This is a genomic window from Jiella mangrovi (genome assembly GCF_017815135.1).
GTDB classification, from domain to species: domain Bacteria; phylum Pseudomonadota; class Alphaproteobacteria; order Rhizobiales; family Rhizobiaceae; genus Jiella; species Jiella mangrovi.
Genome location: NZ_JAGJCF010000001.1, coordinates 322,451 through 343,883, shown reverse-complemented (window position 1 = coordinate 343,883; position 21,433 = coordinate 322,451). Strand labels below are relative to the sequence as shown.

The window sequence follows — 21,433 nt, the reverse complement described above, 5'->3', positions numbered from 1 at the left end:
CGCGAAAAACTTCCCGCTCCGTATTTGCATGTTTGTAAGGGTTGTTACGTAACCTCGTAGCCCGAAGCGGAGCGGGCAGAGTTATCGGTGTTTCCAAAGAGCGAAACGAGCTGGAATACGGAAGTGGCGACGAGCTCGGTGGGGATCGAGCCGCTGGGCGCCTTCCTCAACTTTTCTCCCAACGTGCAGCGGCGTTACGAGAGTGATTCCCGCGATGCGCGTATCCAGCATCTGCGCCTGGCGATCGTGGCAGGGGTCGTCAGCTATAATTGCTACGGCCTGCTGGGCTTTCTGATCGCCCCTGACGTTCTGGTTCTCGGGGTCGTGCTGCGCCTCGTTGTCTCGGTTCTGGCCATCGCGATCTACGCAGTGTTGCCGAAACTGTCGTCTCTCACCCGCGAAGCGGCACTGCTCGCGGCCATGTTGGCGGCATGTGTCGTGCCCCTCTACCTGTTTTACGCGACGCGCTCCGCGAACGGCGCCTTCAGCTTCATCGATTTCCTTTTGACCATCGTGTACGGGATCGTGATTCTGAGACTCCGGTTTCCCGCGGCCGTCGTTCTGACAGGGCTATGCTTGATCGGAGGCGTGTCAGCAGTCGTGCTTCGGCCGGAGCTGGCCTACGAAGTGCGCATCGCTCTTTCCGCCGAGCTTGCGATGGCGAGCTACTTCCTGCTTCTCAGCAGCTGGCTGGTGCAACGCGGCGATCGCATGGCCTATCTTGCCACTTTGCGCGAGATCGAAAAATCCCGGGCACTCGAAATTTCGCGCCAGAGCTTCGCCGAGCTTTCGATGACGGACGCCCTGACGGGGCTCGGCAACCGCCGATGCCTCGACGAGGTCCTGCCGCAATGGCTCGAGCAGGCGCGGGCCGGCCGAGGATGCTTCGCCTTCGTCCTGGTCGACGTCGATTACTTCAAGACCTACAACGATCTTTACGGCCATCTTGCTGGCGACGTCTGCCTGCGCAGGATCGGCGAGGCGCTGGCGAGCGTGACGCGCAAGGAGGACGATCTTGTCCTGCGGTATGGCGGCGAGGAATTCGCGGTTCTGATCCGTGGCGTCAGCGAGCAGGTCGCGCTCCTGCGCGCCAATCAGCTGCTCGATGCCGTGGCAGCTCTTGCAATTCCCCACGCCGCCCGTCCCGACGGAGCGGGGCTGACGACGATCAGCGCGGGAGTGACTTATGTCAGGACGGGCGCAAGGCCTGATCTGGAAACGGTCGTCGCCGACGCCGATGCTGCGCTTTATGCGGCAAAGCGCGCCGGCCGCGGCCGCGTCGAGCGGAAGGTCTGCACTGACCTCGATCCGGCCGTTTGCGAACACGCAACACGCCGGGTCTCGTAGGCGTCATTCGACATTGCTTCGAAAACCGCCCCCGTCGAACAGGCGTCGCTGCGATCGCGTCAGTCGCCGGCGACGAAGAACTGCAGCTTGCCGTCGGGCGTGATGCCGATCCGATAGAAGTTGTAGGCGCCGAAATCCAGCATGGCCTGATAGTCGCCGGCGGTCACGATCTGAAACAGCTCCACCATTTGCGGCTTCGTCAATTTGGCGATGTCGACCTGGGTGAAATACGGCCAGACGAAAATTTCGTCGTCGGTGCCCGGTTCGAGGCGGGAATAGCCTGATCTGAGAAGATCGAGCATGATCGCCAGCGTCTCGATGCCGGCGCCGTCACCCGAGCCCTGCCGAAGAAATTCGATGGGATCTGCCGGTGTGTCGGCAAAGCTCAGGAGCGTGCCGTCGTCGCCGGTCTCGATCAGCGGCCTCAGGCGTTCGATTTCTCCGGTCCGCGCCGCCTCCATCAGTTTGCGCCGGGTTTCGCGAACCGGAGCGGGGAGTTTGTCCTCGCCGTAGCCGATGTCGGAGGCCAGCGGTATCGCCGGCGCGTCCGCTTCGCTCCGGGGTGCGGCGGTCCCGGCCGCGGACGGCCTGCCGACTCTCGGCCCGGTTCCCGGTTGCTCTCTGGTGCCCGTGTCCGCCTGATAGCCCGCCGGTGTCGAAGCCGACGGGTCCTCGCGCCGCCGCTCCGGGGGAGCATTTCTTGCCGGGGCCGGGGCAGGGGCGATGGCGTCTTCGTCTTCCGGCGAGATCGGGACTTCGCCCTGGTCGGTGCCCTCGATGGCCTCGCCCGTCCTGCCGGATCCTTTCGGCTGACCGGTGCGATGACGCTCCTCGTTTTGCGGCGGCTGGTTGGTCTTCGTGTCGGGCGGGAGGTTGGGGCCGGCGCGCTCCCGCTTGCTGCCGGGAAGCGGTGGCAGCGGAACGGCGATGATGCCGTCCTTGCTGCCGCCATAGCTGCCGTTACTGTCCTCGAATTGGGAGAAAGCCAGAGCGTTGCCGGCGACGCTCGACGAGCCGGCGATCAGGGCTGAACAAAGGAGCAGACACGGGAAGGGGCGCATCGGTGCGGCTGCCTCTGCTTGCGAAAGGGCGGCCCGGGAAAGAGGGGCCTCAACGATCCTGCCTCGCCGAAAATGGGATCGAAAGGCGCGCGGAACGCTACTGTATCGTGCGGTCGGGGCGAAACTCACCATATTCGAGGCGCTTCCTCAATGTCTCCATGAGCGTCAGCACGTCGTCTTCCCCGTGCAGACGCACGAGCTCGGTGAGAGCCGTCGAGATCGCGGTTTCGGCGAGAATCTCCGCCTCGATGCCGTCCGACATGCCGTCGGCCCAGGCTTCGTTGTGATATTCGAGGGCCACCTGCTTCTTTTCCGCCTGGATCATCTCTTCCAGTTCGGCGCCTTGTACATCGATCATATGACCCCCTTAAAACTTTCGTCCCCGATTTCACCAGTCGTTAAGACCTAGCATGATCCGGGGCTGATGACCGGGCGATTTCCCGGCAATCGTTAATCGAACCTTAACTGCCGTACCTTGAGCCTATCTCTCGCGCCAGAGCCGCTCCTTCTTTCTGGTAGCGGTTGACGGCGATCCGCGCCGCGCTGGTGCAGCTGCGATAGGTCGCCGCGAAAGTCCGGTAGCCGTTGTTAAAGCTGGCAATCAGCTGCTTCTTTTCGGCTTCGGCCGGCTCCTGGGCCTCGATCAGTTCCTGCATCTTGTCGCGCCAGACCTCGGCCTCATCATCACCGCAGAGCTTGCGGAGAAAATGCATCGAACCCAGAATCATCGCCAGCCTGGTCAAAGGCTGCATATACGCCGACTCGGCCCCGATTCGCTCGGGAAGAGGGTCCTGCGGCGGCTCTTCCTGCGCCAAGCTCCCGCTCGGCACAGAAAAGACCAGGCCGAGGGCCACCGCGACTGCGGCGGCTGTGAGTCTGTTCGCTTGCATGGCGTGAGAATTCATCATTCAGTAACTTTGCCGCAAGCGTGACAGTCGTGGCACGTGCTTTATTTGCCGCCCTGCGTCCCTGCGGCAACAAACCAGTCACGGCAGCTCCGATGTTATGCACGCGACCCGTGTGGCATGTCATTGATTCTCGTCAGGCATGGTTAAGCCGCAGCGAGCGATGACCCCGGTCAGGCCGGGCGTCGTCTCGCCTCGTGTCTCGCGCTCCGTGATCTCGGCCAGCGTCAGTAACGCGATGGCCGCGGCATCGTCGCCGGCTTGTGGCAGCGCGCCCTGCGGCAGGGAGCCTGTGAAAACGGCGATGACGGCATGGGCATCGTCCCCGATCGCCTCGTGCAGCGTCGCGAAGGAAAGGGAACGGATATCCAGTCCCGTCTCTTCGGCGAGTTCGCGCCGGGCAGCGTCGGCGAGGGCTTCGCCGAATTCGACACGTCCGCCCGGCAGGCTCCACAAGTTCCGGTAGGGCGCCTTGCCGCGCCGAACGAGGAGGACGCCCGTTTCGTTCGACAGACAGACGGAAACGCCGAGCAACGGCCTTTTGCGGTCTTCCATTTTGCCTCGCCGCCTCCTTGTCCGATACCGGTCTCGTGCTACGACGGTCGCAAGGCTGAAACCAGAGGGGATGGCCGGACGTGGTCGGACGATTTGCGCTTGAGGCGCTTCCCGAGGAGGTGGCGGGGCTTTTCGGCCTCGCCGCGATCGACGGCTTTCCGCCGCGCCCGGCGATTTTGCCGACCCAGCCGATCCTGGTGGTCATTGCAGGCAGCGAGGGGCGGTTTGATGCCTCCCACACGGGACGCGCGGCGATGCTGGTGCGCTGGGGGCTGATTCCGGGATGGTTTCGCGGCGAGGACGCCCTGCCGGCCCTGTTCAATGCCCGCGCCGAGACGGCGGCGGAAAACGCGGCCTTTCGCGGCGCCCTTCGCCATCGTCGCTGCCTCGTTCCCGCCAGTTCTTTCTTCCGCAAGACAGGCAGAGGAGGACGGGACGCAAAAGCGAGGGGTGGACAGCTCGATCGCTTCTTTCTGCCGGGTGAGCCGGTGTTTGCGATGGCAGCGCTGATGGAAAGCTACATGGCTCCCGACGGCAGCGAGATCGACACCGCGGCGATCCTCACCGCACCCGCCCGATTGCCGGATCTGGACGTCATAGACCGGTTGCCTGTCATCATTTCGAAAGACGGGGTTTCCCGCTGGCTCGACTGCCGATCTCACGGGCCGGGCGACATCGCCGATCTTCTCGTCGCGCCGGACCTTTCGTCGCTGGCAATCGACGCCAGCCTTTGATGCCGCGCCCCGTGAAGGCAGGCGCGACGATTCGTGTGGGGGTCGCGATAGGGTGCGACCGCAGATCCCGGACTTGCCACGCGGATCAAGGGGCGCTCGAGACGATTCCCTGCGGCGTTGCTCCCGAAAATGCTTGGTGAGCGCTTATTCGGCAGCGATGAGCGTCTGATCCTCCGCCCGCCGCGCCATGGCGGGAGCCGGCACGGCCTTGCGGGCGGCCTGGCTGGCCGCGGCGATCGCCGGATGGCCGATGTCGCGATAGTTGCGGACGAGATCGATCTCGTTCTCGCGTTCGCGTCTGGAGCGGAATTGCAGCGTGTCCTTGGTCATTTTTTCATGCTCTTGGATGGGTTGGGCGAACCGACTTCAGGCGGTCGATTGTGCCACTTTGAAGACCGTGTCTGACGCTTGCCTTCCCTCGTCGTGAAAATTTTATCTAGGCCCGGCGATCGTGTCTTGGGAGTGACAGCGATCGCTTTGACAAAGAGCAAGAATTTCGTCTGATGGCGCCTTGCGCGGCATAACGTTCCGCAGGCGATCAGCCCGCTGATTCCGCTACCGCCAATTCGCGGGTGGTTCGCTGTCAGCATGCGAGATGACGATTCGATGACAGGGGGCGGCGACCGCCTCGTTGAGGTCACAGGCGATCCGGCGCGAGGCGCCTGCCATGAGGGCTTCGAGCCTCCGGTCGTTTGAGGGAATCGCCATGAACCGCGACATCCTGTAAGGCGACGTTCCATTCCAAATCACAGGCCGGCTGCGGTGATGGTGCCGCCGGCAAGGGAGCATGGACATGACGGATGACGGCGGCTTTCGCGGGCTGACGCTCTTCAACACCATGACGCGGACGAAAGAGCCGTTTCACCCGCTCGACTGGCGGGACGGGAGCGTTCCGACCTCCGATCGGCGGGTGCGCATGTATGTCTGCGGCCCGACCGTCTACGACTTCGCCCATATCGGCAATGCGCGGCCGGTCATCGTCTTCGACGTCCTGTTCAGGCTGCTGCGCCATCTCTACGGCGAGGAAGCGGTCATCTATGCCCGCAACATCACCGACGTCGACGACAAGATCAACGCGCGCGCGGCAAGGGACTATCCCGGCTTGCCGCTGAACGAGGCGATCGGCGAACTCACCCGCGGAACCGCCGAGCAGTTTCACGCCGACGCCGCCGCGCTCGGCTGCCTTGCGCCCACCTTCGAGCCGCGCGCCACCGCCTATGTCACCCGCGACGACGGCCACGACATGATTGCGATGATCGAGGCTCTGATCGACAAGGGGCATGCCTACGAGGCCGGCGGCGAAGTCCTGTTCGACGTCACCTCCATGGTCGACTACGGCAAGCTGTCGAACCGCAAGCTCGAGGACCAGAGGGCCGGCGCCCGCGTTGCCGTCGATACCCACAAGAAGAACCCCGGCGATTTCGTCCTGTGGAAGCTGTCCTCGCCCGAAGAGCCGGGCTGGGACAGCCCCTGGGGCCGGGGCCGTCCGGGCTGGCATCTGGAATGCTCGGTGATGTCCGAGGCGCTTCTGGGGCAGACTTTCGACATCCATGGCGGCGGGCTCGATCTGATCTTCCCGCACCACGAGAACGAGATCGCCCAGTCGCGCTGCGCCCATGGCACGGCGGCGATGGCGCAGGTGTGGATGCATAACGGCTTCCTCCAGGTGGAGGGGAAGAAGATGTCGAAGTCTGACGGAAATTTCGTCACCATCCGCGAGCTGTTGGAGACGGAAAAGTTCGGCGGCCGTAAATGGCCCGGCGAAGTGCTGCGCCTCGCCATGCTGATGACCCACTACCGCGAGCCGATCGACTTTTCGGTGAAGCGGCTGGAGGAGGCGGAGAATATAATCCGGAACTGGCGGATCGCAGTCAGTTCCTACGTTCAAACGAAGATGATCGAATTGATTCCCGACGTTAATGCCATGGCTTTGGCACCGGAGTTTGTTGAGGCTCTATCTAACGATCTTGACACTCCGTCGGCTGTCCAAATGTTGAGCGGGAACCTAAAATGGCACTTCAGGCAGGGACCCGACTGGACACATTACAAGCCTGATACATCTCCGCTTCTTGCGGCTTTGGTGGCGCTCGGCTTCGAGAGTCTCATTGCGTCGATTATTGATGAGCATAGACAGATCTCCGCTGACGTCATTGATGCTGTCATAGATGAGCGTCTCGCTTTCATTCGTGCTAAAAACTGGGCGGAAGCCGACCGCATCCGTGACGAACTCGCGGCAAAGGGCATCCAGCTCAAGGACGGCAAGGATCAAGAGACCGGCGAGCGGGTGACGACGTGGGAGGTCAAGCGCTGAGGATGCCGGTGCTGGTTCGGATGTCGCCGAGCGAGGCGCCCCCCTCTGTCCTGCCGGACATCTCCCCCACGAGGGGGGGATTGGCTGTTTTGCCGCCGCGCCTATTCGGTGGGCGATTTGCGAGAGTAGCGGAGTGCAGAGAGACGCGCTGATCGAAAGACGGGCAGAGCGTAGATGCAGGTTGGATCTCCCCCCTTGTGGGGGAGATGCCCGGCAGGGCAGAGGGGGGTAGGCCTCCGCTTCACCTTTAGCCAGCCGTCGGCACAAGCACTGCATCTCGAACTTTCCAGTCGCCTTAAGCCTCTTTTGATCACTGATTTGTAAGGTTGCATTCACTGGTGTAGAGACAGCCGCGAACGACTGACGGCCTTGTGGATCGCCAGGCGGGAAGGGGCGCCTCCCTTTTTGCCGCCACAATGGCAAGGAACTGTGGTGCGGTTCCCCCACAGTGATCCCACCCGAACTCGATAATCCGGCCGCAGAAACGGCCATCAGGAGCGCTCTATGGATCGCATTCGCATTCGCGGCGGCAACGAACTCAACGGTATCATTCCGATTTCCGGGGCGAAGAACGCCACGCTGCCGCTGATGATCGCCTCCCTTCTGACCGACGACACGCTGACGCTGGAGAACGTGCCACATCTCGCCGACGTCGAGAATCTGACCCGGATCCTCGGCAATCACGGCGTCGATTTCTCGGTGGCCGGTAAGCGGCTCGGACAGGATGCGGGACGCGGCCGCACGATCCATTTCAACGCCCGCAACATCGTCGATACGACGGCGCCCTACGAACTCGTCTCGAAGATGCGGGCGAGCTTCTGGGTGATCGGGCCGCTGCTTGCCCGCATGCACCAGGCGCGGGTCTCGCTGCCGGGCGGCTGCGCCATCGGAACGCGGCCGGTCGACATCTTCATCGACGGCCTGCGCGCGCTCGGCGCCGATATCGAGATCGAGGCCGGCTATGCGGTCGCCTCGGCCAGGGGCGGCCTCGTCGGCAACAGGTTCCGCATGCCCAAGGTCTCGGTCGGCGCGACCCATGTTTTGATGATGGCGGCGACGCTCGCCAAGGGCGAGACCATTCTCGAAAATGCCGCCCGCGAGCCCGAGGTCGTCGATCTCGCCACCTGCCTGAAGGCGATGGGCGCCAAGATCGAGGGCGCCGGAACCTCGACCATCCGCATCGACGGCGTGCCGGCCCTGTCGGGCGCCCGCCACCGCGTCCTTCCGGACCGGATCGAGACCGGAACCTATGCCATGGCCGTCGCGATGACCGGTGGCGACGTGACGCTGACCGGCACGAGCGCCGATCTCCTGCCGACGGCGGCCGAGACGCTGGGGCGGGCCGGGGCGGTGCTGACACCCGTCGAGGGCGGCATTCGCGTCTATCGCAATGGCGGCGGCATTGCCCCTGTCGATGTTTCCACCGATCCTTTCCCGGGCTTTCCGACCGACCTCCAGGCGCAGTTCATGGCCTTGATGACCATGGCCAACGGCACCGCTTCGATCACCGAGACGATCTTCGAAAACCGCTTCATGCACGTTCAGGAGCTGGCCCGTCTCGGCGCGAAGATCTCGCTGTCGGGGCAGGTCGCCCATGTCGAGGGCGTCCAGAAGCTGAAGGGCGCGCCGGTGATGGCGACGGATCTGCGGGCCTCGGTCTCGCTGGTCATCGCAGGGCTTGCCGCCGAAGGTGATACGCTCGTCAACCGCGTCTATCATCTCGATCGCGGCTTCGAGCGGCTGGAGGAAAAGCTCGGCAATTGCGGCGCGGAGGTCGAGCGGATCTCGGGCTGACGCCAACCGATGACAGGTGGCGCTTCCGGTCGTTCGCGACGAGCGCTGCCAGCCCGCCTCTTGCCGGAGCCTTCGCGTGCCGGCACCGAGCTGCCCGAATGCGGCGACATGTTCTTGCCCTGACAATCTCGCACCGGCTTGCAATTTGCAGCGTTTGCGCCGATTTAAGGGGCGTTTTCCGGTTGACCGTGCCCGGCGTGGCGCGAACACGGCTTTCTGGCGACCTGCGGGGATGAGTCCGGAGGAGTTTCCTTCGCCGGTTCGCCCGCCGTCTCGACGAAATGCAATATCAACGCGTTGTCGCGGCTGCCGAGCCGACCATCGCACCGACGCGCGGCCGCTGACGCGAGCCGCAGCAGAACGAAGTCTAGGATCAAAGAGCGTATGGCAAAAGAAGAAGTTCTCGAATTTCCGGGCGTCGTGACCGAGCTCCTGCCGAATGCGACATTTCGGATCAAGCTCGAGAACGACCACGAGATCATCGCACACACCGCAGGGCGCATGCGCAAGAACCGCATCCGCGTCCTGACGGGCGACAAGGTGCTGGTCGAGATGACCCCCTACGACCTGACCAAGGGTCGCATCACCTACCGATTCAAGTAAGCCCCAAGCGTTCCGGATGGCCACTTCCCAACGTCTGGTCCTCGCCTCCGGCTCGCCGCGGCGTCTGGCGCTTCTGCAGCAGGCCGGTGTCGAGCCGGACCGGCTGATGCCCGCCGACATCGACGAGACGCCGCACAAGGGCGAACATCCCCGCTCGCTCGCCAAGCGCCTGTCCAAGGGAAAGGCCGAGGTCGCGGCGCGCAGGCTCCGTGAGCTTGACTACGGTCCGGCCACGATCCTTGGCGCCGACACGGTCGTGTCGGTCGGCCGCCAGGTCATGCCGAAGGCCGAACTCGCCGACGATGCACTGGCCAATCTGAGATCGCTCTCCGGCCGCACCCACCGGGTCTATACCGGGGTCTGCGTCATCGGCCCAACGGGCGCCCTGCGCCAGAGGCTGATCGAGACGCGGGTGCGTTTCAAGCGTCTGTCGCGGCTCGACATCCAGAGCTACGTCGCCTCCGATGAATGGCGCGGCAAGGCAGGGGGCTATGCCATCCAGGGTCTGGCCGGCAGCTTCGTCGTGCGGCTGGTGGGGTCTTATACAAATGTCGTCGGCCTGCCGCTTGCCGAGACCCTCGCTCTGCTTGCCGGCGAGGGCTACGATATTTATGCGACGTGGCGCGAGCCGCGCATGGCAATCGACGACGACGACGCGGCCGCTGCGGCCTCGCAAGATCCCGTAGAAGAAGACTCGCGCTTCGATGACAGCGCGCTGGATGACGGTGACGAAGGCAAGGGCGACGAAGGCGAGGGCGAGCCCGGAGCCGACGACGTCGAACCTCTGCCAGAGCCGGACGCGGGCACCGACGAGGAGCCACGCCGCGACGCTCGCAGCGTGCCGGCAGGGACCGACACAACAACCGGGAACGGTGAGGCGGGCCCTCGGCTCGACAAGCTGGAGACGGATGAACGATGAGCGACGACAGTTCTCGCCCGACGCCGATGCGGCCCACCCGCAAATGTCCCGAATGCTCTCGCCCTTCGAACCGCGAGACCTTTCCCTTCTGCTCGCCGCGCTGCAAGGCCGTGGACCTCAACCGCTGGCTTTCCGGGAGCTACGTCATTCCGGGCCCCGGCCTCGACGAAGCGACGGACAACGACGAGCGCTGAGGCGGAGAGCCGGCAACCGGCTGTTATCGCGGAAGCGTGCTCAGATCGGGCGGTGAATGGCGTCCGATCGGCCGAGTGATCATTGTCGTCGCCTGGCTGTTCCAGCGGGTTTGGAGCGCAAAGCCGGTCTGCGTCTTTTCCGATCAACAGGCAAGGTGGCCTCCGACGACAAGCGAACCGTCATCGGCCGGGGCGCACTCTTCGCGCGCCCCATCCCTCCGCTTGCCATGGGCGAAGAGTGATTGCCCGTCGCCGCCATCGCGCTTCGAGACGTACATTGCATCGTCGGCCCGGTTCATGAGCGCCGTGATGTCGGCCGCGCAAGCCACGGCACCTTCGGCGATGCCGATGCTGAGCGTCACGTCCGCGAACTGTGTCGCCGCCACCCTTCGACGAAAAGCCCGCTCGATCGCGGCGCACCGGCCCTGCGCCGTCTGCCTTGCGTCGCTTCCGGTGAAGATCAGCACGAACTCGTCCCCGCCGAGACGCGCTGCAAAGGCGGTATCGCCCATCTGCGCTCTCATCGTGTCCGCCAGCTGGCGCAACAGCTTGTCTCCGGCAGCATGGCCGAGCCGGTCGTTGACCTGTTTGAAGCGGTCGACATCGACCAGCGCCAAGGCCATCGCAGCAGGCCACCCTTTCGACGGTCTAAAGATCTGGATGGCCGCCCGGTTCGGCAAGCCGGTCAAAACATCCGTCAGAGCGGCCTGCCTGAGATGGTTTTTTCGCTGAAAGATCAGGGTCAGGAGCGCGAACCCGATCAGGCAAAGCAAGAGAAGATTGGCGCTGAGCCAGAACATGGCCCGCGACAGCACCTCCTGCTCGCGCGCGAAGATCTGCGTCTGCCGGATATTGGCGATCGCGGTCAGCCGTGTGAACTCCTGAACGCAGCGATCGAGGCGCTGCATGGCCTCGAGTGCGTCTTTTGATGTCATGGTCGCGATGAGCGGCTCGATCGTGTCCAGCGTCCGATCGAGATTGCGGCGGGCAACCACGGCCTCGGGAACGTCGATCGGGCCGAAGGAGATCGGGATCGTCGAGACCCGGCTCTTGACGATGGCCCATCTGAGCTTCGGCGCTCTTGCGCTCGTTCCCCTGAGAAGTGCGTCGCTGATCGCGCTCTGCAGCCGAAGCACCTCGATCTGCGTGCGCGTGTAGACATAGGCGAGATCGTAGTGCGAGACCTCGACGATCTGCCGCTGACTTCGCTGGATCTGCAGGCTCGTCACGACGGCAAAGAGCGCAAGCGCGGCGGTGGCAAGCAACAGCGACGTGGTTGCGCGGTCGAGACCGCGAATGGCGTTCCACCAGCGCCTGCTCATGACAGTCGGATCTCCACGATCTGCCAGATGCACAGGCCGTAATGGCGCTTGTCCTTCAAGGCCGGTCTGTCGTCGAAGGGAAAGATCAGACAAGCCGGGCCTTTGTCCGCGATGGGAAGCAGCGCTCCGTCACGCTTGACGGCTATGATGGCCCCATCCGCGACGAGCTTCGTGACGTCCGCGGTGGCGACATAGGAATCGAGGGCCGCGATCTCGATGCGCCTGAAGCTCTCGCCGGGCGCGAAGACATCGAGGAGTTCTGCGACGGACGGACCTTCCATCAGGCTGGCCGGCTGCATGAACGGAGCTGCCGTCCTGAAACGCGTTTGCCTCATCTGAAGCAGATCGTTGCGGCTGTAAGACATGCTCCTGCCGCTGTTGTCGGTTATCTCGACGACCTTGGTGGCGGGATCGTCGATACCGCCAAGACTGCCTGCGATGGTCATGCGCGGGTACAACGAAACGGCACATAGTCCAACAAGCGCAGTCCGGCGGTCGATGCAGGTCATTGTCTTGCGCTCCCCTCACGCAGCTTCGTCAGCAGTCAGTATCCAGCCGTTGGCATAAGATTTCGTTTCGCATCTAACGATAGGGCAGATTTTGTGTTGCAAACCAAACGATCGGCGAGCCCTTGCTTTCGTTCTCCCGCCATCGGTCCTATCTTGCGATTTCGGATATTCCTGAGGTTTGCGCCGTCAATCGGCATCGAAAGGCATTGTCATGATCGTTGGAACGAGTGTTCTGCGGCGCGGCGCGTGGTCGGATGAGGCCGACACGATCACACTTGACGAGACATCCCGCCATCGCCGCCGGATGGCGATGGTATCGGACGGCGGCATCGCCTTTCTGCTGGATCTGTCCGAGGCGACCCTGCTTCGCGATGGCGACGCGATCCTCCTGGACAACGGGCAGCGCATCCTGGTCAAGGCAAAGCCCGAGCCGCTCTACGAGATCAGGGGGCGCGACACGGCCCATCTGGTGGCACTCGCCTGGCAGCTCGGCAACCGGCACCTGGCTGCCCAGATCTTCGAGGATCGGCTGGTCATCCGCCAGGACCCCGTGATCAGGAGCATGGTGGAGGGGCTCGGCGGTGATGTCCGGGAAATCGAGGCGGCCTTCGATCCCGAGGGTGGCGCCTACCATTCCCACCATCACGAGCACTGAGCCGTCGCGATGCGTGAAACCGACGCGGCCCGACCCGCCGCTTTCGCACCGCCCGTCACGGCCAATGCCGATCTCGCAACCCTGATGACGCTCTTCTCCGCGGCCTTTCCGATCGGAAGCTTCGCCTTTTCCCACGGGCTCGAGGCGGCCGTCGCCGAAGGGCGGGTGCAAACGGCAGGGGACGTGCGCGACTGGCTCGCCGTCCTGCTTTCGCGCGGCAGCGGCTGGAACGATCTCGTCTTGATGTCGCTCGCGCATCGAGCGGTGAAGAACGAGGATGCGGTGGCGCTCGAAGAGCTCGCAACGCTCGCGACGGCGCTTTGCGGCAGCGCCGAGCGGCGCCACGAGATGATGAGTCTCGGGGCGGCGTTCCTGGCCGCCGCCTCGCCCTGGACCGGCTCCGCGTCGATGCCGAAGGCCGGTATCGGCGACGCCGATACGGCACCGCTGCCGGTCGCATCCGGCGCCGTAGCGGCGCTTGCGGGCTTGCCTCTATCGCCCTCGCTGGTCGGCTACGCCCAGAGTTTTGCAAGCTCTCTCGTCTCCGCAACCGTGCGCCTCGTCCCGCTTGGTCAAAGCGAGTGGGTGGTCATCATCCGCGATCTGATGCCGACCATCGTCGAGACCGCCGAGCGGGCGAGCGTTTCGACGCTGGACGATCTGGGGTCTGCCGCAATAGTCTCGGACATCGCTGCAATGCGACATGAAACACTCGCCACGAGGCTTTTTCGGTCATGACTTCAAAACACGGCCCGCTGCGGGTCGGCATTGGCGGGCCGGTGGGCTCCGGCAAGACGACCCTGACGGAAAAGCTCTGCAAGGCCGCGCGCGCGGCCTGGTCGATCGGCGTCGTCACCAACGACATCTATACGAAGGAGGATGCCGAGGCGCTGGTGCGTCTGCAGGCACTGTCCGCCGACAGGATCATCGGCGTCGAGACCGGCGGCTGCCCGCACACCGCCATTCGCGAGGACGCCTCGATCAACCTCGCCGCCATTCGCGATCTCAACCAGCGGCATAAGGACCTCGACCTCGTGCTGGTCGAATCGGGCGGCGACAATCTCGCCGCCACCTTCTCGCCGGATCTCGTCGATCTGTCGATCTACGTCATCTCCGTCTGTCAGGGCGAGGACATTCCGCGAAAGGGCGGACCGGCGATCACACGATCCGACCTCCTGGTGGTCAACAAGACCGATCTCGCCCCTCATGTCGGCGCCGATCTCGAGCGCATGAGACAGGATGCGGCGAAGGGCAGGGAAGCGCGCCCGACCATCTTCACCGATCTTTCGCGGGGAAAGGGCGTCGCCGAGATCGTCGATTTCCTCGTGGCGACCGGCGGGCTGGCGAAGATCGACGCGGCCGCGTGACTTGCATGGCCTGAACCGGAGCGGCGCGCTGCGCCGTCACGTTTCGAGCGATGCTTCGGTGTCTTCCCGCTTCGGCACCAGTTCGACGGCAAGCATCGCGCACAGGATCAGCCCGCAGCCGAAATAGCCGATTGGGCCGATTCGCTCGGCGAGAAAGATCGCGCCGAAGAGCGCCGCGAAGACCGCTTCGGAGGACAGGAGGATCGAGGCCTGTGCCGGCGTCGTATGGCTCTGCCCGAAGACCTGGAGCGTGAAGGCGAGTGCCGTCGCCACGACTCCGCCATAGACGATCTCCGGCAAGGCCCCGGCGAGGGACGCGACCGTCGGCTCCTCCACGGCGAGGGTGCCGATCGTCGCGGCGACGGCGGTGACGGCGAACTGGACGAGGGAGAGGGTGAACGGCCGGCCGGACGAGGCCGCGAACTGTCCCAGAAGCATGATCTGCAGCGCCCAGAACATGGCGCTGACGATCGTCCACAGATCGCCCGTGTTTAACGCCGAAAGGCTGCCGCCGCCCAGAAGCGCGATCCCGGCAAAGGATGCGCAGGCCGCCGGCCAGACGATCCAGTGCGGGCGCTCGCGCAGAAGGGCAAGGCACAGCAGCGGCGTCAGAACGACGTAAAGGCCCGTGAGAAAGCCCGAATTGGTGACGGTCGTGGTGACGATACCGATCTGCTGCGCGATCGCCGCCAGAAAGATCGCCCCGCCGACGAGGCAGAAACCGGCAAACGTCCGCATGGGAAGGGACGTCGTGGCGCGGCGTGCCTCGACAGCGGCGAGCGGCAGGAGGGCGAGGGACGCAAGGCCGAATTTTGCGGCCGTGAAAGCCCAGGGTCCAAGTTCGTCCATCGCCGTCGACTGGGCAATGAAGCCCATGCCCCACAACGCCCCGGCCGACAGAAGGAGAAGATTGGCGCGAAAGCGGGTCACGGGCGGGGTTCTGCGGATCGTCTGGTGGAAGGAGCGCCTTCCATAGAAAGTTTTCGCCCGCGGCGATAGGCAAGCCGTCCGCAAAATCCCAACCGGCCGCATGCCCGTCGGACCGCAAGTGGCGAGGCCACCCGCGCCGCGCGGCGCATGCGAACCGTCAGCCGGAAACAGCCCGGCCGGTCTGGCGATCGCTCGATCCCTCGACGGCGGACGGAGCCGCGAGAGCCGATGCGATGGCGCGCAGGCGCTTTTCGTTGACGCCGAAATCACCGCGTCCAAGGAGCGAACGCGAATAGAGCGCGAGCGCGGTCGTCCCGCCCCCGACACCGAAGGCCCTCGCGTCGAGCGTATCGGGAAATTTCAGGATGCGGGATCGAAAGACATAGCGCCGGTAACGGGCGTCCCGTCCGTCATCGACCCGTCTGACATCGCCCATCGCCTCGACGACGCGATCGAGCCGTCCCATCAGCGCCTCCGCGGAAACGCCATAAGTCGGAAGGTCGAAATCGACCGGCTCGCGGCAGACGCCGGGCGAGCAGGCAAGAGAATCATTGGGCGCGGATCGCCGCTTCAGTGTCGCAAAGTCGACCGATCCCTGATCCGCCGGCCCGGCGGTCCAGCTCCAGATCCGCTTCGGGCCGGCGATCGCAAAGCCGGCGATCAGGGCGACACCAACCCCGGCCGCAAGAGCCGCGGCAGTTCTGGCGGTGGTCTTGTCTTTGGAGAATAAGGGCATTGGGAGGGGCTTTCATCGGTCATCTGCTGAACGACGCCCGATCATCCCGGTTCCCCGATATCTCCCGTACCTGCCCCGTCCGTCCCAGACCGCTGCAACGACAAGGCGCCGGACCTTCCTCAAAAGCGGCTCTCGATTTCGAAGCCGCTGCCTCCCTTGCCGCGCGCCGGCAGATAGGGTAGGGAACCACGGCTGACTTACCGGCGCCCCGCGCCGGCCTGCACCCGTAGCTCAGCTGGATAGAGCGCTGCCCTCCGAAGGCAGAGGTCACAGGTTCGAATCCTGTCGGGTGCGCCATCTCATACTTTCCCAGGCGAATATCCCCTAACATATTGAATGGTAAGGTGGTTTTCGCGGTTCGAAAACCTTCTTCCCGGTGGTAGGGGAGCTTTTCCGCAAACACCAGTTTCAGGACAGCCCGCCGGTCTTCAAGACGGTCGGAAGTCCAGAGATTCCAAGGGTTTGCGAGAAAGGCAAAAGCGGTTCGAAAAGTTTCGTCGAACCCCTGTATTGGCCGACCGCAATCCTTGATGCGATCGGCCAGTTCGGCCTTGCGAATTTGCATCTCATGGACGCGCTTCTCATAGGCCGAGACAATCGTGTCGCTCGACGCATCGACGATCCGGTCGAGCATTTGCTCGACCTTCCGTTCGATTTGCGTCAGCTCCTTCTTCATCGAGGCGGCATGTGCCTTCGACGACTCAATCCGCGCTGCCCAGAGGTCGCGGAACATTACAAAAGCCATCGTGAACAGGTTCTCCGATGGCGTCAGCTCTTTCAGGAGCGCTTCGAATTCGCCTTCGAGCTTGTCGCGGGCGATGGATTTACGGTTTTCCGCGCAGTCCTTGTTGAAGCACATGTAGTATGGATAGCGCCGGTGCCGGCCTTTCGACCAGCAGGAGGTCATCTGGTTGCCGCAGCAGCCGCAGGTGACGAAACCGCGCAGCGGGAAATCCTCGCGGACATCGGCCCGCGCCATGATCTTGACCGGCCCTTTTAGCCGCGTCTGGATAGCGTTGAAAGTTTCAAGGCTGATCAGCGGCTCGTGCTTGGCAGGGATCATCCGCAGGCCCCAGTCCGGCAAATCGACATAACCGGCATATATGACGCGGTTTAGGACGTCCGCGATGCGCTGATTCAGGACGACGCCGCGCCGATCTTTCGGAAACGCGGGATAGCGCTCGAAGAACCGCTTCACTTCGGCTTGACTTGCGAAGCGGCCCGAGGCGAAACCTTCCAGACCTTCCTGGACAATTGAGGCCAGAGGCTCGTCACGGACGAGCACCTTGCCGTGCCCGGAAGATCGGTCATAGCGATAGCCGACCGGCGCCTGAAACACCCAATATCCATTCGAGGCCCGCGCCCGCATGCGGTTCCGGGTCTGCTCACCGTTCTTCTGACGCTGGTGCTGCGAAACACTGGCCAGAAGATTTTCGACGAGAATGCTGTCGGAATCCTCCCCGAATTCGATGGAGGGGCTCTCCAGTTTGCCGCCGGCCTCCGTTAACATCGTGCGGAGTTGTAGGTGCGCGTCGAGGCCACGAGCCAGACGGCTAATGTCGTCGATGATGACGACATGGCGCCCGATCTTCTTGTGTTGCCGCAGAAAGGCCAGCATGGCCTTCATGCCGGGACGGTCGACCATGCCACCGCTGAAATCGTCCTTGAATACCGATATCACCTTATGCCCCTTGTAGCGGGCATATTCCCGGCACCGGGTCTCCTGCGATGCGAGGCCGTCGCCCTGTGTCGCCTGCTTCATGCTTGAAACACGGACATAGATTACGGCTTTCTGAGCCTTCGCATCGTTCATGGCACTATTCCTCCTTGGTCCGACAATGTACGGCGGAGGCTCGCCTAAACGTGCCGGAAACGGTTTTCCCTTTTGGCTGATGTTCCTGCCGGAATTCTAACATGGGCTGGGCCCTATTTGCATCTTTGTCGACCCAGCCAGCGCGGACTTGTTGGGTCGGATCGAAGCAGAAGGCTCGATCGACAAAGTTCTCCATGATCCGCCAGACGGTTAGGACAAGTTCCTGCTGGGCGTCGGCGGGCAGGTCGAAGCGATCGACATATTTTCGGTACTTGTTGAAATCTGGAGGCATGACGAAAACCAATTCGCGAACGCAGCAATAGCGTCCACGTCCCGTACTATAGTTGCAATTTCGAGATGTTCGCCGAATCGGTGGTGAATCGTGCAGCGAAAATACAGCTGCAATGCGCCGTTCAGCCGGCGCAGAAAGCGCACGTTACCCGCAGCTGAATTTATTTAAGGATAATTACCACCAATCGCGAATGCGATCGAGTGAAAAAACGCACTATTGGCGTATGCAGGATTATTATCCCAAAATATTCGCTTAGCGTCAAGGGATTTCTTCACAAAATGCAACGCACGAAATATGATGCGCTTTGACGAGGGGCGTCACCGTCGGGTATTCCGCCATCTCGAAAGCACACTTCTAAAAATTAAAGAAAATCCCATGTCATTGTACGCGCCCAACGCTTTTCTACACAAACTGAAATGAACGCTCATTTCGGGATTAAATTTGTCCGGTGGCGCAAAATAGATTTTCCAGAGAAGAAAGCTCGAATCCGTTAGGCTTCGCTCCATCACGGGGGTGCCATTGAGAGCCTTTCACTTGCCAATATGACTTCGGATCGTTAATCACAAGTCCAACCAACGTGTCGGCCACGATAGCGCTACCGACTGATCCTAGTCGATCACCACCCTTTTTCTCCGCCTCTTTTAGGACGTATAGCCAAAGCGGAGTTTGATTGTCGAAAGGTGGCATAATTTCGGACGTATCAACTGCTTCAATTAAGTCCGAATATGCACTCGAACCCAGCGCTTTGAATAACTGCTGCCCGGTCCCTACATTAAGTCGTTGTGCACGGCGTAGATTTCGCTCAGCTAATCTCTGAAAAACCCCAACATTTTCTTCGTTGACCATATTATTAAGTTCAAAATTGAGGTGGCTGTCGATTTTGCGGGCTGCACGTCTTGGTGTTTTTCCGGAAGGCTGGGGCTGACTTGCTATTGGCATTACGTATCGAACCCATTCAATGAGCAGATCGGCGGGGAGATTACCGTCGTTTACACCATTGAGGCCGCCACCGCCTGTAAACTGGAATGCTTCCCTGAATGTAAGTTCGGGTGCAGCGTTCGCTTCCAGTCCAAAATTTCGATTGTAATCGTAGCTCTCACGTATCATTGAGTGTCCATAGCGATAGGCGGCTACGGAGAACTCCAATGGCATAGGCATTGAGGCATGGCTCACACCATCAAATTGCTTAAGGAATTGCGTGTATAGCGGGGCCGCGTTGTTTATTGCTCGCTGAACTATATGTTTATTGCAAATGGTGGGTAGAAAAACATTAAGAACTAACCATTGATAGTGATAGCGAACAAGTTCCCGCGCCTCACTAAACAGGTCGTCTTCCGCCATGCCCTGGGAGCGTAACCAGTCCACAATAACATTGTGGAGTCGTATAAAAGCAGTTTGAAGTTGCGCAACGATCAAGTTCTCGTCATTGCGCATGTCACCAATGATTGCTCTCGCCTTTTGAGGCTCATTCAGGGTCTCATCTACGAAGAAAATCTTGGCCATTTCGTTTGGCAGTTTGCGAAGGTCATCTGCGCTAATCAATTCACCAATAATGTTGCCGAGCCGCAGCAGATCGGCCGCTTGTATGCCGTCGTCTGCTGGGAGTGGAATGTCTACCGCGCCTTGATGGCTTTTCGAGCCGGGTCGAGCCAATCGGAGCTTCCCTACAAAAGGTCCACTCATCCATCGCATCGCGCTTTGTAGTTTTTGGACAACTTCTTGCTGCTCCGGCGTGAGGGACAGTTCGGGACCGTCCCCATATACGCTATCAAGCCCAAGCGATCCTTTGCGTAAGTTTCCAAGAAAACACAAAACCTTATCTCGCGGTAGCGGCGTCAGATCCGCATCTTCCGGACCAATCTCAGATAAACTCGTATCTCGATCCGTGTTAGCAGTTAAATCGTGATCAATGAATTGCGACAGATATGTAAAGACGGGAGGGAGGTTGCTGTCACGTTCCGCTGGCTCAACCGCGTTGGCCGTGATTTCGTTTGCAAGCTGCTTAATCTGACTTGCAGTGTGTGTTGGTGTATCTTCAGCATCAAACAAATAGCCAAAGGGATTTCCATCCGGGTCGCAGTCTGCGGTGGCATCTTTCCTTCTGCACCGATGAGCGCCTGAATCCCAAGTCTCTCTTTCCGAGCGTTCGGAACGTGAGCCTCGTCCGTGGTGCATAAAGAAAAGCATCTAACAACCTCCCGCGCACCGTTTTTCAACGGCTGTGAGAGATATGGAAACACACATTTTCTGCGTGTTCAAGTAAGTGGCGGAGATTTCCGGAGCGCCGGTAACCGTTTTTGAGTATGAGAGTCGATGTTCTGGCTATTCGAGCTGACGGCAATAAGGTAATGTTACAATTATAACGTGGTTTGGACTTGCAAGTGGTCACTCGCTGAAACTCTACGAGGATTCGAGTTCAGCGCTTGCGTTAGACCGATGTAAGGGTATCCGGTTAGGTTTCGGAGGTCCGCCAAGGGAGTCGTAGTCTGAAGACCTCGCGATGCGAACTGTGGTCGGAAGACCCGTGATGCAAGATGTGTGCGGGCGTAATACGCCGCACCATCTTGGGAAGGGGGCCCGCTGCGCGCCCCCGTTCCATCCCCCCGGCTTTTGGTGCATGAACCGGCATTGAACCGTCTCCTGCACCATCGCAACGTCTGGCCGTTGCATCGCCAGTCGGGGCGCGTTCCAGCTCCCCGACACCCCATGACCGAGGGGAGATTTCGCGTTTCCCCTGGACCCCATCGAGCCGGGTGAGATGTCGGCTCTCCCCGGCACCCCATCGATCGAAGGGGCGTGCCGACTCCCTCGATACCCCGGCCTAACTGTTGGTCTATAGTGGCGGCATCGTTCTTCAAAGCGGATCGCCGAAACCTTGTTTGGATCGCTCCTGCACGTCCTTGTTCGTTTCTTCAAACGCACGCCCGGCGCGAACGTTGTTCGCGATGCCGCCGTGCTCCTGAGTGGCGAGCTGCCACAGGCCGCCTGGATCAAGGCGCGGGAGCGGCGGCAAGCCTGCCGTGATCGCGGCGATGCCGAGCGCGCGCAGCACTGGAATGCCGTGATGCGCCGGATCGAAGACGATACCGGCTATCGGCACCAGCCCGACACCGCGACACGCTACCTGAAGCCGTGAGGCGCGGTTCGAGAATTGCGTGGCGCATGTTCCCCTGTGGTTGTACGCTTTGGTCGGGCGAGCCTGGGAGGAAATGATTGCCGAGAGCGAGCGCATTGCGATCTTGCGGCATGCCTTTCAATGCTGGGTGGATTGTTGCGGCACGGACCGCAATGTCTAGCTGGAATTCGCCGCCGATAACCCGGTTCTCCATTCCCTGCAGACCGAGAGGTCCGAACCTCCCGTTTCAATCGCGGTCGTCTATCGCGGA

General features: G+C 61.9%; 20 protein-coding genes, 1 tRNA gene and 2 pseudogenes. 11 read left to right on the top strand and 12 right to left on the bottom strand.

The window, feature by feature from the left end; all coding sequences use genetic code 11:
- The first annotated feature begins 123 nt into the window (after positions 1-123).
- Positions 124-1,347, top strand: a complete 1,224-nt coding sequence (locus J6595_RS22810; protein WP_209592690.1) for a GGDEF domain-containing protein — start codon at positions 124-126, stop codon at positions 1,345-1,347.
- Between the two features lie 59 nt (positions 1,348-1,406).
- Here J6595_RS22810 and J6595_RS01550 read toward each other — a convergent pair whose 3' ends face one another.
- From J6595_RS01550 to J6595_RS01535, 4 genes are all read right to left on the bottom strand, one after another.
- Positions 1,407-2,408 carry a hypothetical protein gene (locus J6595_RS01550; protein WP_209592689.1) on the bottom strand — a complete coding sequence of 334 codons (1,002 nt, stop codon included), beginning with the start codon at positions 2,406-2,408 and terminating at the stop codon, positions 1,407-1,409.
- 97 nt (positions 2,409-2,505) lie between these two features.
- Positions 2,506-2,766 (bottom strand): hypothetical protein, encoded by a 261-nt coding sequence (locus J6595_RS01545; protein ID WP_209592688.1) that lies wholly within the window; start codon positions 2,764-2,766, stop codon positions 2,506-2,508.
- A 103-nt stretch (positions 2,767-2,869) separates the two neighbouring features.
- Positions 2,870-3,316, bottom strand: coding sequence for a TIGR02301 family protein (locus J6595_RS01540; RefSeq protein WP_209592687.1), 447 nt, complete (start codon positions 3,314-3,316; stop codon positions 2,870-2,872).
- A 120-nt stretch (positions 3,317-3,436) separates the two neighbouring features.
- Entirely contained in the window at positions 3,437-3,868 is a 432-nt protein-coding gene (locus J6595_RS01535) for an NUDIX hydrolase (protein WP_209592686.1), read from the bottom strand.
- Between the two features lie 80 nt (positions 3,869-3,948).
- On the opposite strand from J6595_RS01535, the gene J6595_RS01530 reads away from it, so the two are divergent.
- On the top strand, positions 3,949-4,602 hold the full coding sequence (locus J6595_RS01530; RefSeq protein WP_209592685.1) for an SOS response-associated peptidase: 654 nt from the start codon (positions 3,949-3,951) through the stop codon (positions 4,600-4,602).
- 144 nt (positions 4,603-4,746) lie between these two features.
- Here J6595_RS01530 and J6595_RS01525 read toward each other — a convergent pair whose 3' ends face one another.
- Positions 4,747-4,932 carry a hypothetical protein gene (locus J6595_RS01525; RefSeq protein ID WP_209592684.1) on the bottom strand — a complete coding sequence of 62 codons (186 nt, stop codon included), beginning with the start codon at positions 4,930-4,932 and terminating at the stop codon, positions 4,747-4,749.
- A 463-nt stretch (positions 4,933-5,395) separates the two neighbouring features.
- Here J6595_RS01525 and cysS point away from each other — a divergent pair, with 463 nt between their 5' ends.
- The 5 genes and pseudogenes from cysS (at position 5,396) to yacG (ending at position 10,423) form a co-directional block, all read left to right on the top strand.
- Positions 5,396-6,913, top strand: a complete 1,518-nt coding sequence (gene cysS, locus J6595_RS01520; RefSeq protein ID WP_209592683.1) for a cysteine--tRNA ligase — start codon at positions 5,396-5,398, stop codon at positions 6,911-6,913.
- A gap of 504 nt (positions 6,914-7,417) precedes the next feature.
- Positions 7,418-8,707, top strand: coding sequence for a UDP-N-acetylglucosamine 1-carboxyvinyltransferase (gene murA, locus J6595_RS01515; protein WP_209592682.1), 1,290 nt, complete (start codon positions 7,418-7,420; stop codon positions 8,705-8,707).
- 384 nt (positions 8,708-9,091) lie between these two features.
- Positions 9,092-9,310, top strand: a complete 219-nt coding sequence (gene infA / locus J6595_RS01510) for a translation initiation factor IF-1 (RefSeq protein ID WP_019994787.1) — start codon at positions 9,092-9,094, stop codon at positions 9,308-9,310.
- 16 nt (positions 9,311-9,326) lie between these two features.
- Positions 9,327-9,944 (top strand): annotated as a pseudogene (locus J6595_RS01505) (Maf-like protein); the annotation flags it as partial.
- A gap of 281 nt (positions 9,945-10,225) precedes the next feature.
- A complete protein-coding gene (gene yacG, locus J6595_RS01500) occupies positions 10,226-10,423 on the top strand; it encodes a DNA gyrase inhibitor YacG (RefSeq protein WP_209592681.1) in 198 nt (65 codons plus the stop codon).
- Positions 10,424-10,566: 143 nt separating this feature from the next.
- Here the strand turns inward: yacG and J6595_RS01495 are convergent, their stop codons facing one another.
- On the bottom strand, positions 10,567-11,745 hold the full coding sequence (locus tag J6595_RS01495; RefSeq protein WP_209592680.1) for a GGDEF domain-containing protein: 1,179 nt from the start codon (positions 11,743-11,745) through the stop codon (positions 10,567-10,569).
- Positions 11,742-12,191, bottom strand: coding sequence for a putative pterin-binding protein (locus J6595_RS01490; protein ID WP_209592679.1), 450 nt, complete (start codon positions 12,189-12,191; stop codon positions 11,742-11,744). The genes J6595_RS01495 and J6595_RS01490 overlap by 4 nt, the downstream gene beginning before the upstream one ends.
- A 274-nt stretch (positions 12,192-12,465) precedes the next feature.
- Between J6595_RS01490 and J6595_RS01485 the strand changes: the two genes are divergently transcribed.
- From J6595_RS01485 to ureG, 3 genes are read left to right on the top strand one after another with little or no spacing between them, the layout of a single operon-like run.
- On the top strand, positions 12,466-12,909 hold the full coding sequence (locus J6595_RS01485; protein ID WP_209592678.1) for an urease accessory protein UreE: 444 nt from the start codon (positions 12,466-12,468) through the stop codon (positions 12,907-12,909).
- A 9-nt stretch (positions 12,910-12,918) separates the two neighbouring features.
- Complete coding sequence (locus J6595_RS01480) at positions 12,919-13,647, top strand: urease accessory protein UreF (protein WP_245197524.1); 729 nt, start codon at positions 12,919-12,921, stop codon at positions 13,645-13,647.
- Positions 13,644-14,276 (top strand): urease accessory protein UreG, encoded by a 633-nt coding sequence (gene ureG / locus J6595_RS01475; protein ID WP_209592677.1) that lies wholly within the window; start codon positions 13,644-13,646, stop codon positions 14,274-14,276. The genes J6595_RS01480 and ureG overlap by 4 nt, the downstream gene beginning before the upstream one ends.
- Before the next feature lie 36 nt (positions 14,277-14,312).
- On the opposite strand, the gene J6595_RS01470 is transcribed toward ureG, so the two are convergent.
- Together J6595_RS01470 and J6595_RS01465 are read right to left on the bottom strand one after the other, a co-directional pair.
- On the bottom strand, positions 14,313-15,206 hold the full coding sequence (locus J6595_RS01470) for a DMT family transporter (RefSeq protein ID WP_209592676.1): 894 nt from the start codon (positions 15,204-15,206) through the stop codon (positions 14,313-14,315).
- Between the two features lie 157 nt (positions 15,207-15,363).
- Positions 15,364-15,942: a DUF1499 domain-containing protein gene (locus J6595_RS01465; RefSeq protein WP_209592675.1), complete on the bottom strand. Its 579-nt coding sequence runs from the start codon at positions 15,940-15,942 to the stop codon at positions 15,364-15,366.
- 220 nt (positions 15,943-16,162) lie between these two features.
- On the opposite strand from J6595_RS01465, the gene J6595_RS01460 reads away from it, so the two are divergent.
- A tRNA-Arg gene (locus tag J6595_RS01460) sits at positions 16,163-16,239 on the top strand.
- A 541-nt stretch (positions 16,240-16,780) separates the two neighbouring features.
- On the opposite strand, the pseudogene J6595_RS22910 reads toward J6595_RS01460, so the two are convergent.
- The 3 genes and pseudogenes from J6595_RS22910 to J6595_RS01440 form a co-directional block, all read right to left on the bottom strand.
- A pseudogene (locus tag J6595_RS22910) lies at positions 16,781-17,755 on the bottom strand (recombinase family protein); the annotation flags it as partial.
- 727 nt (positions 17,756-18,482) lie between these two features.
- Entirely contained in the window at positions 18,483-20,234 is a 1,752-nt protein-coding gene (locus J6595_RS01445) for a peroxidase family protein (protein WP_209592674.1), read from the bottom strand.
- Positions 20,235-20,901: 667 nt separating this feature from the next.
- Positions 20,902-21,279 carry a hypothetical protein gene (locus J6595_RS01440; protein WP_209592673.1) on the bottom strand — a complete coding sequence of 126 codons (378 nt, stop codon included), beginning with the start codon at positions 21,277-21,279 and terminating at the stop codon, positions 20,902-20,904.
- Positions 21,280-21,433 lie beyond the last annotated feature (154 nt).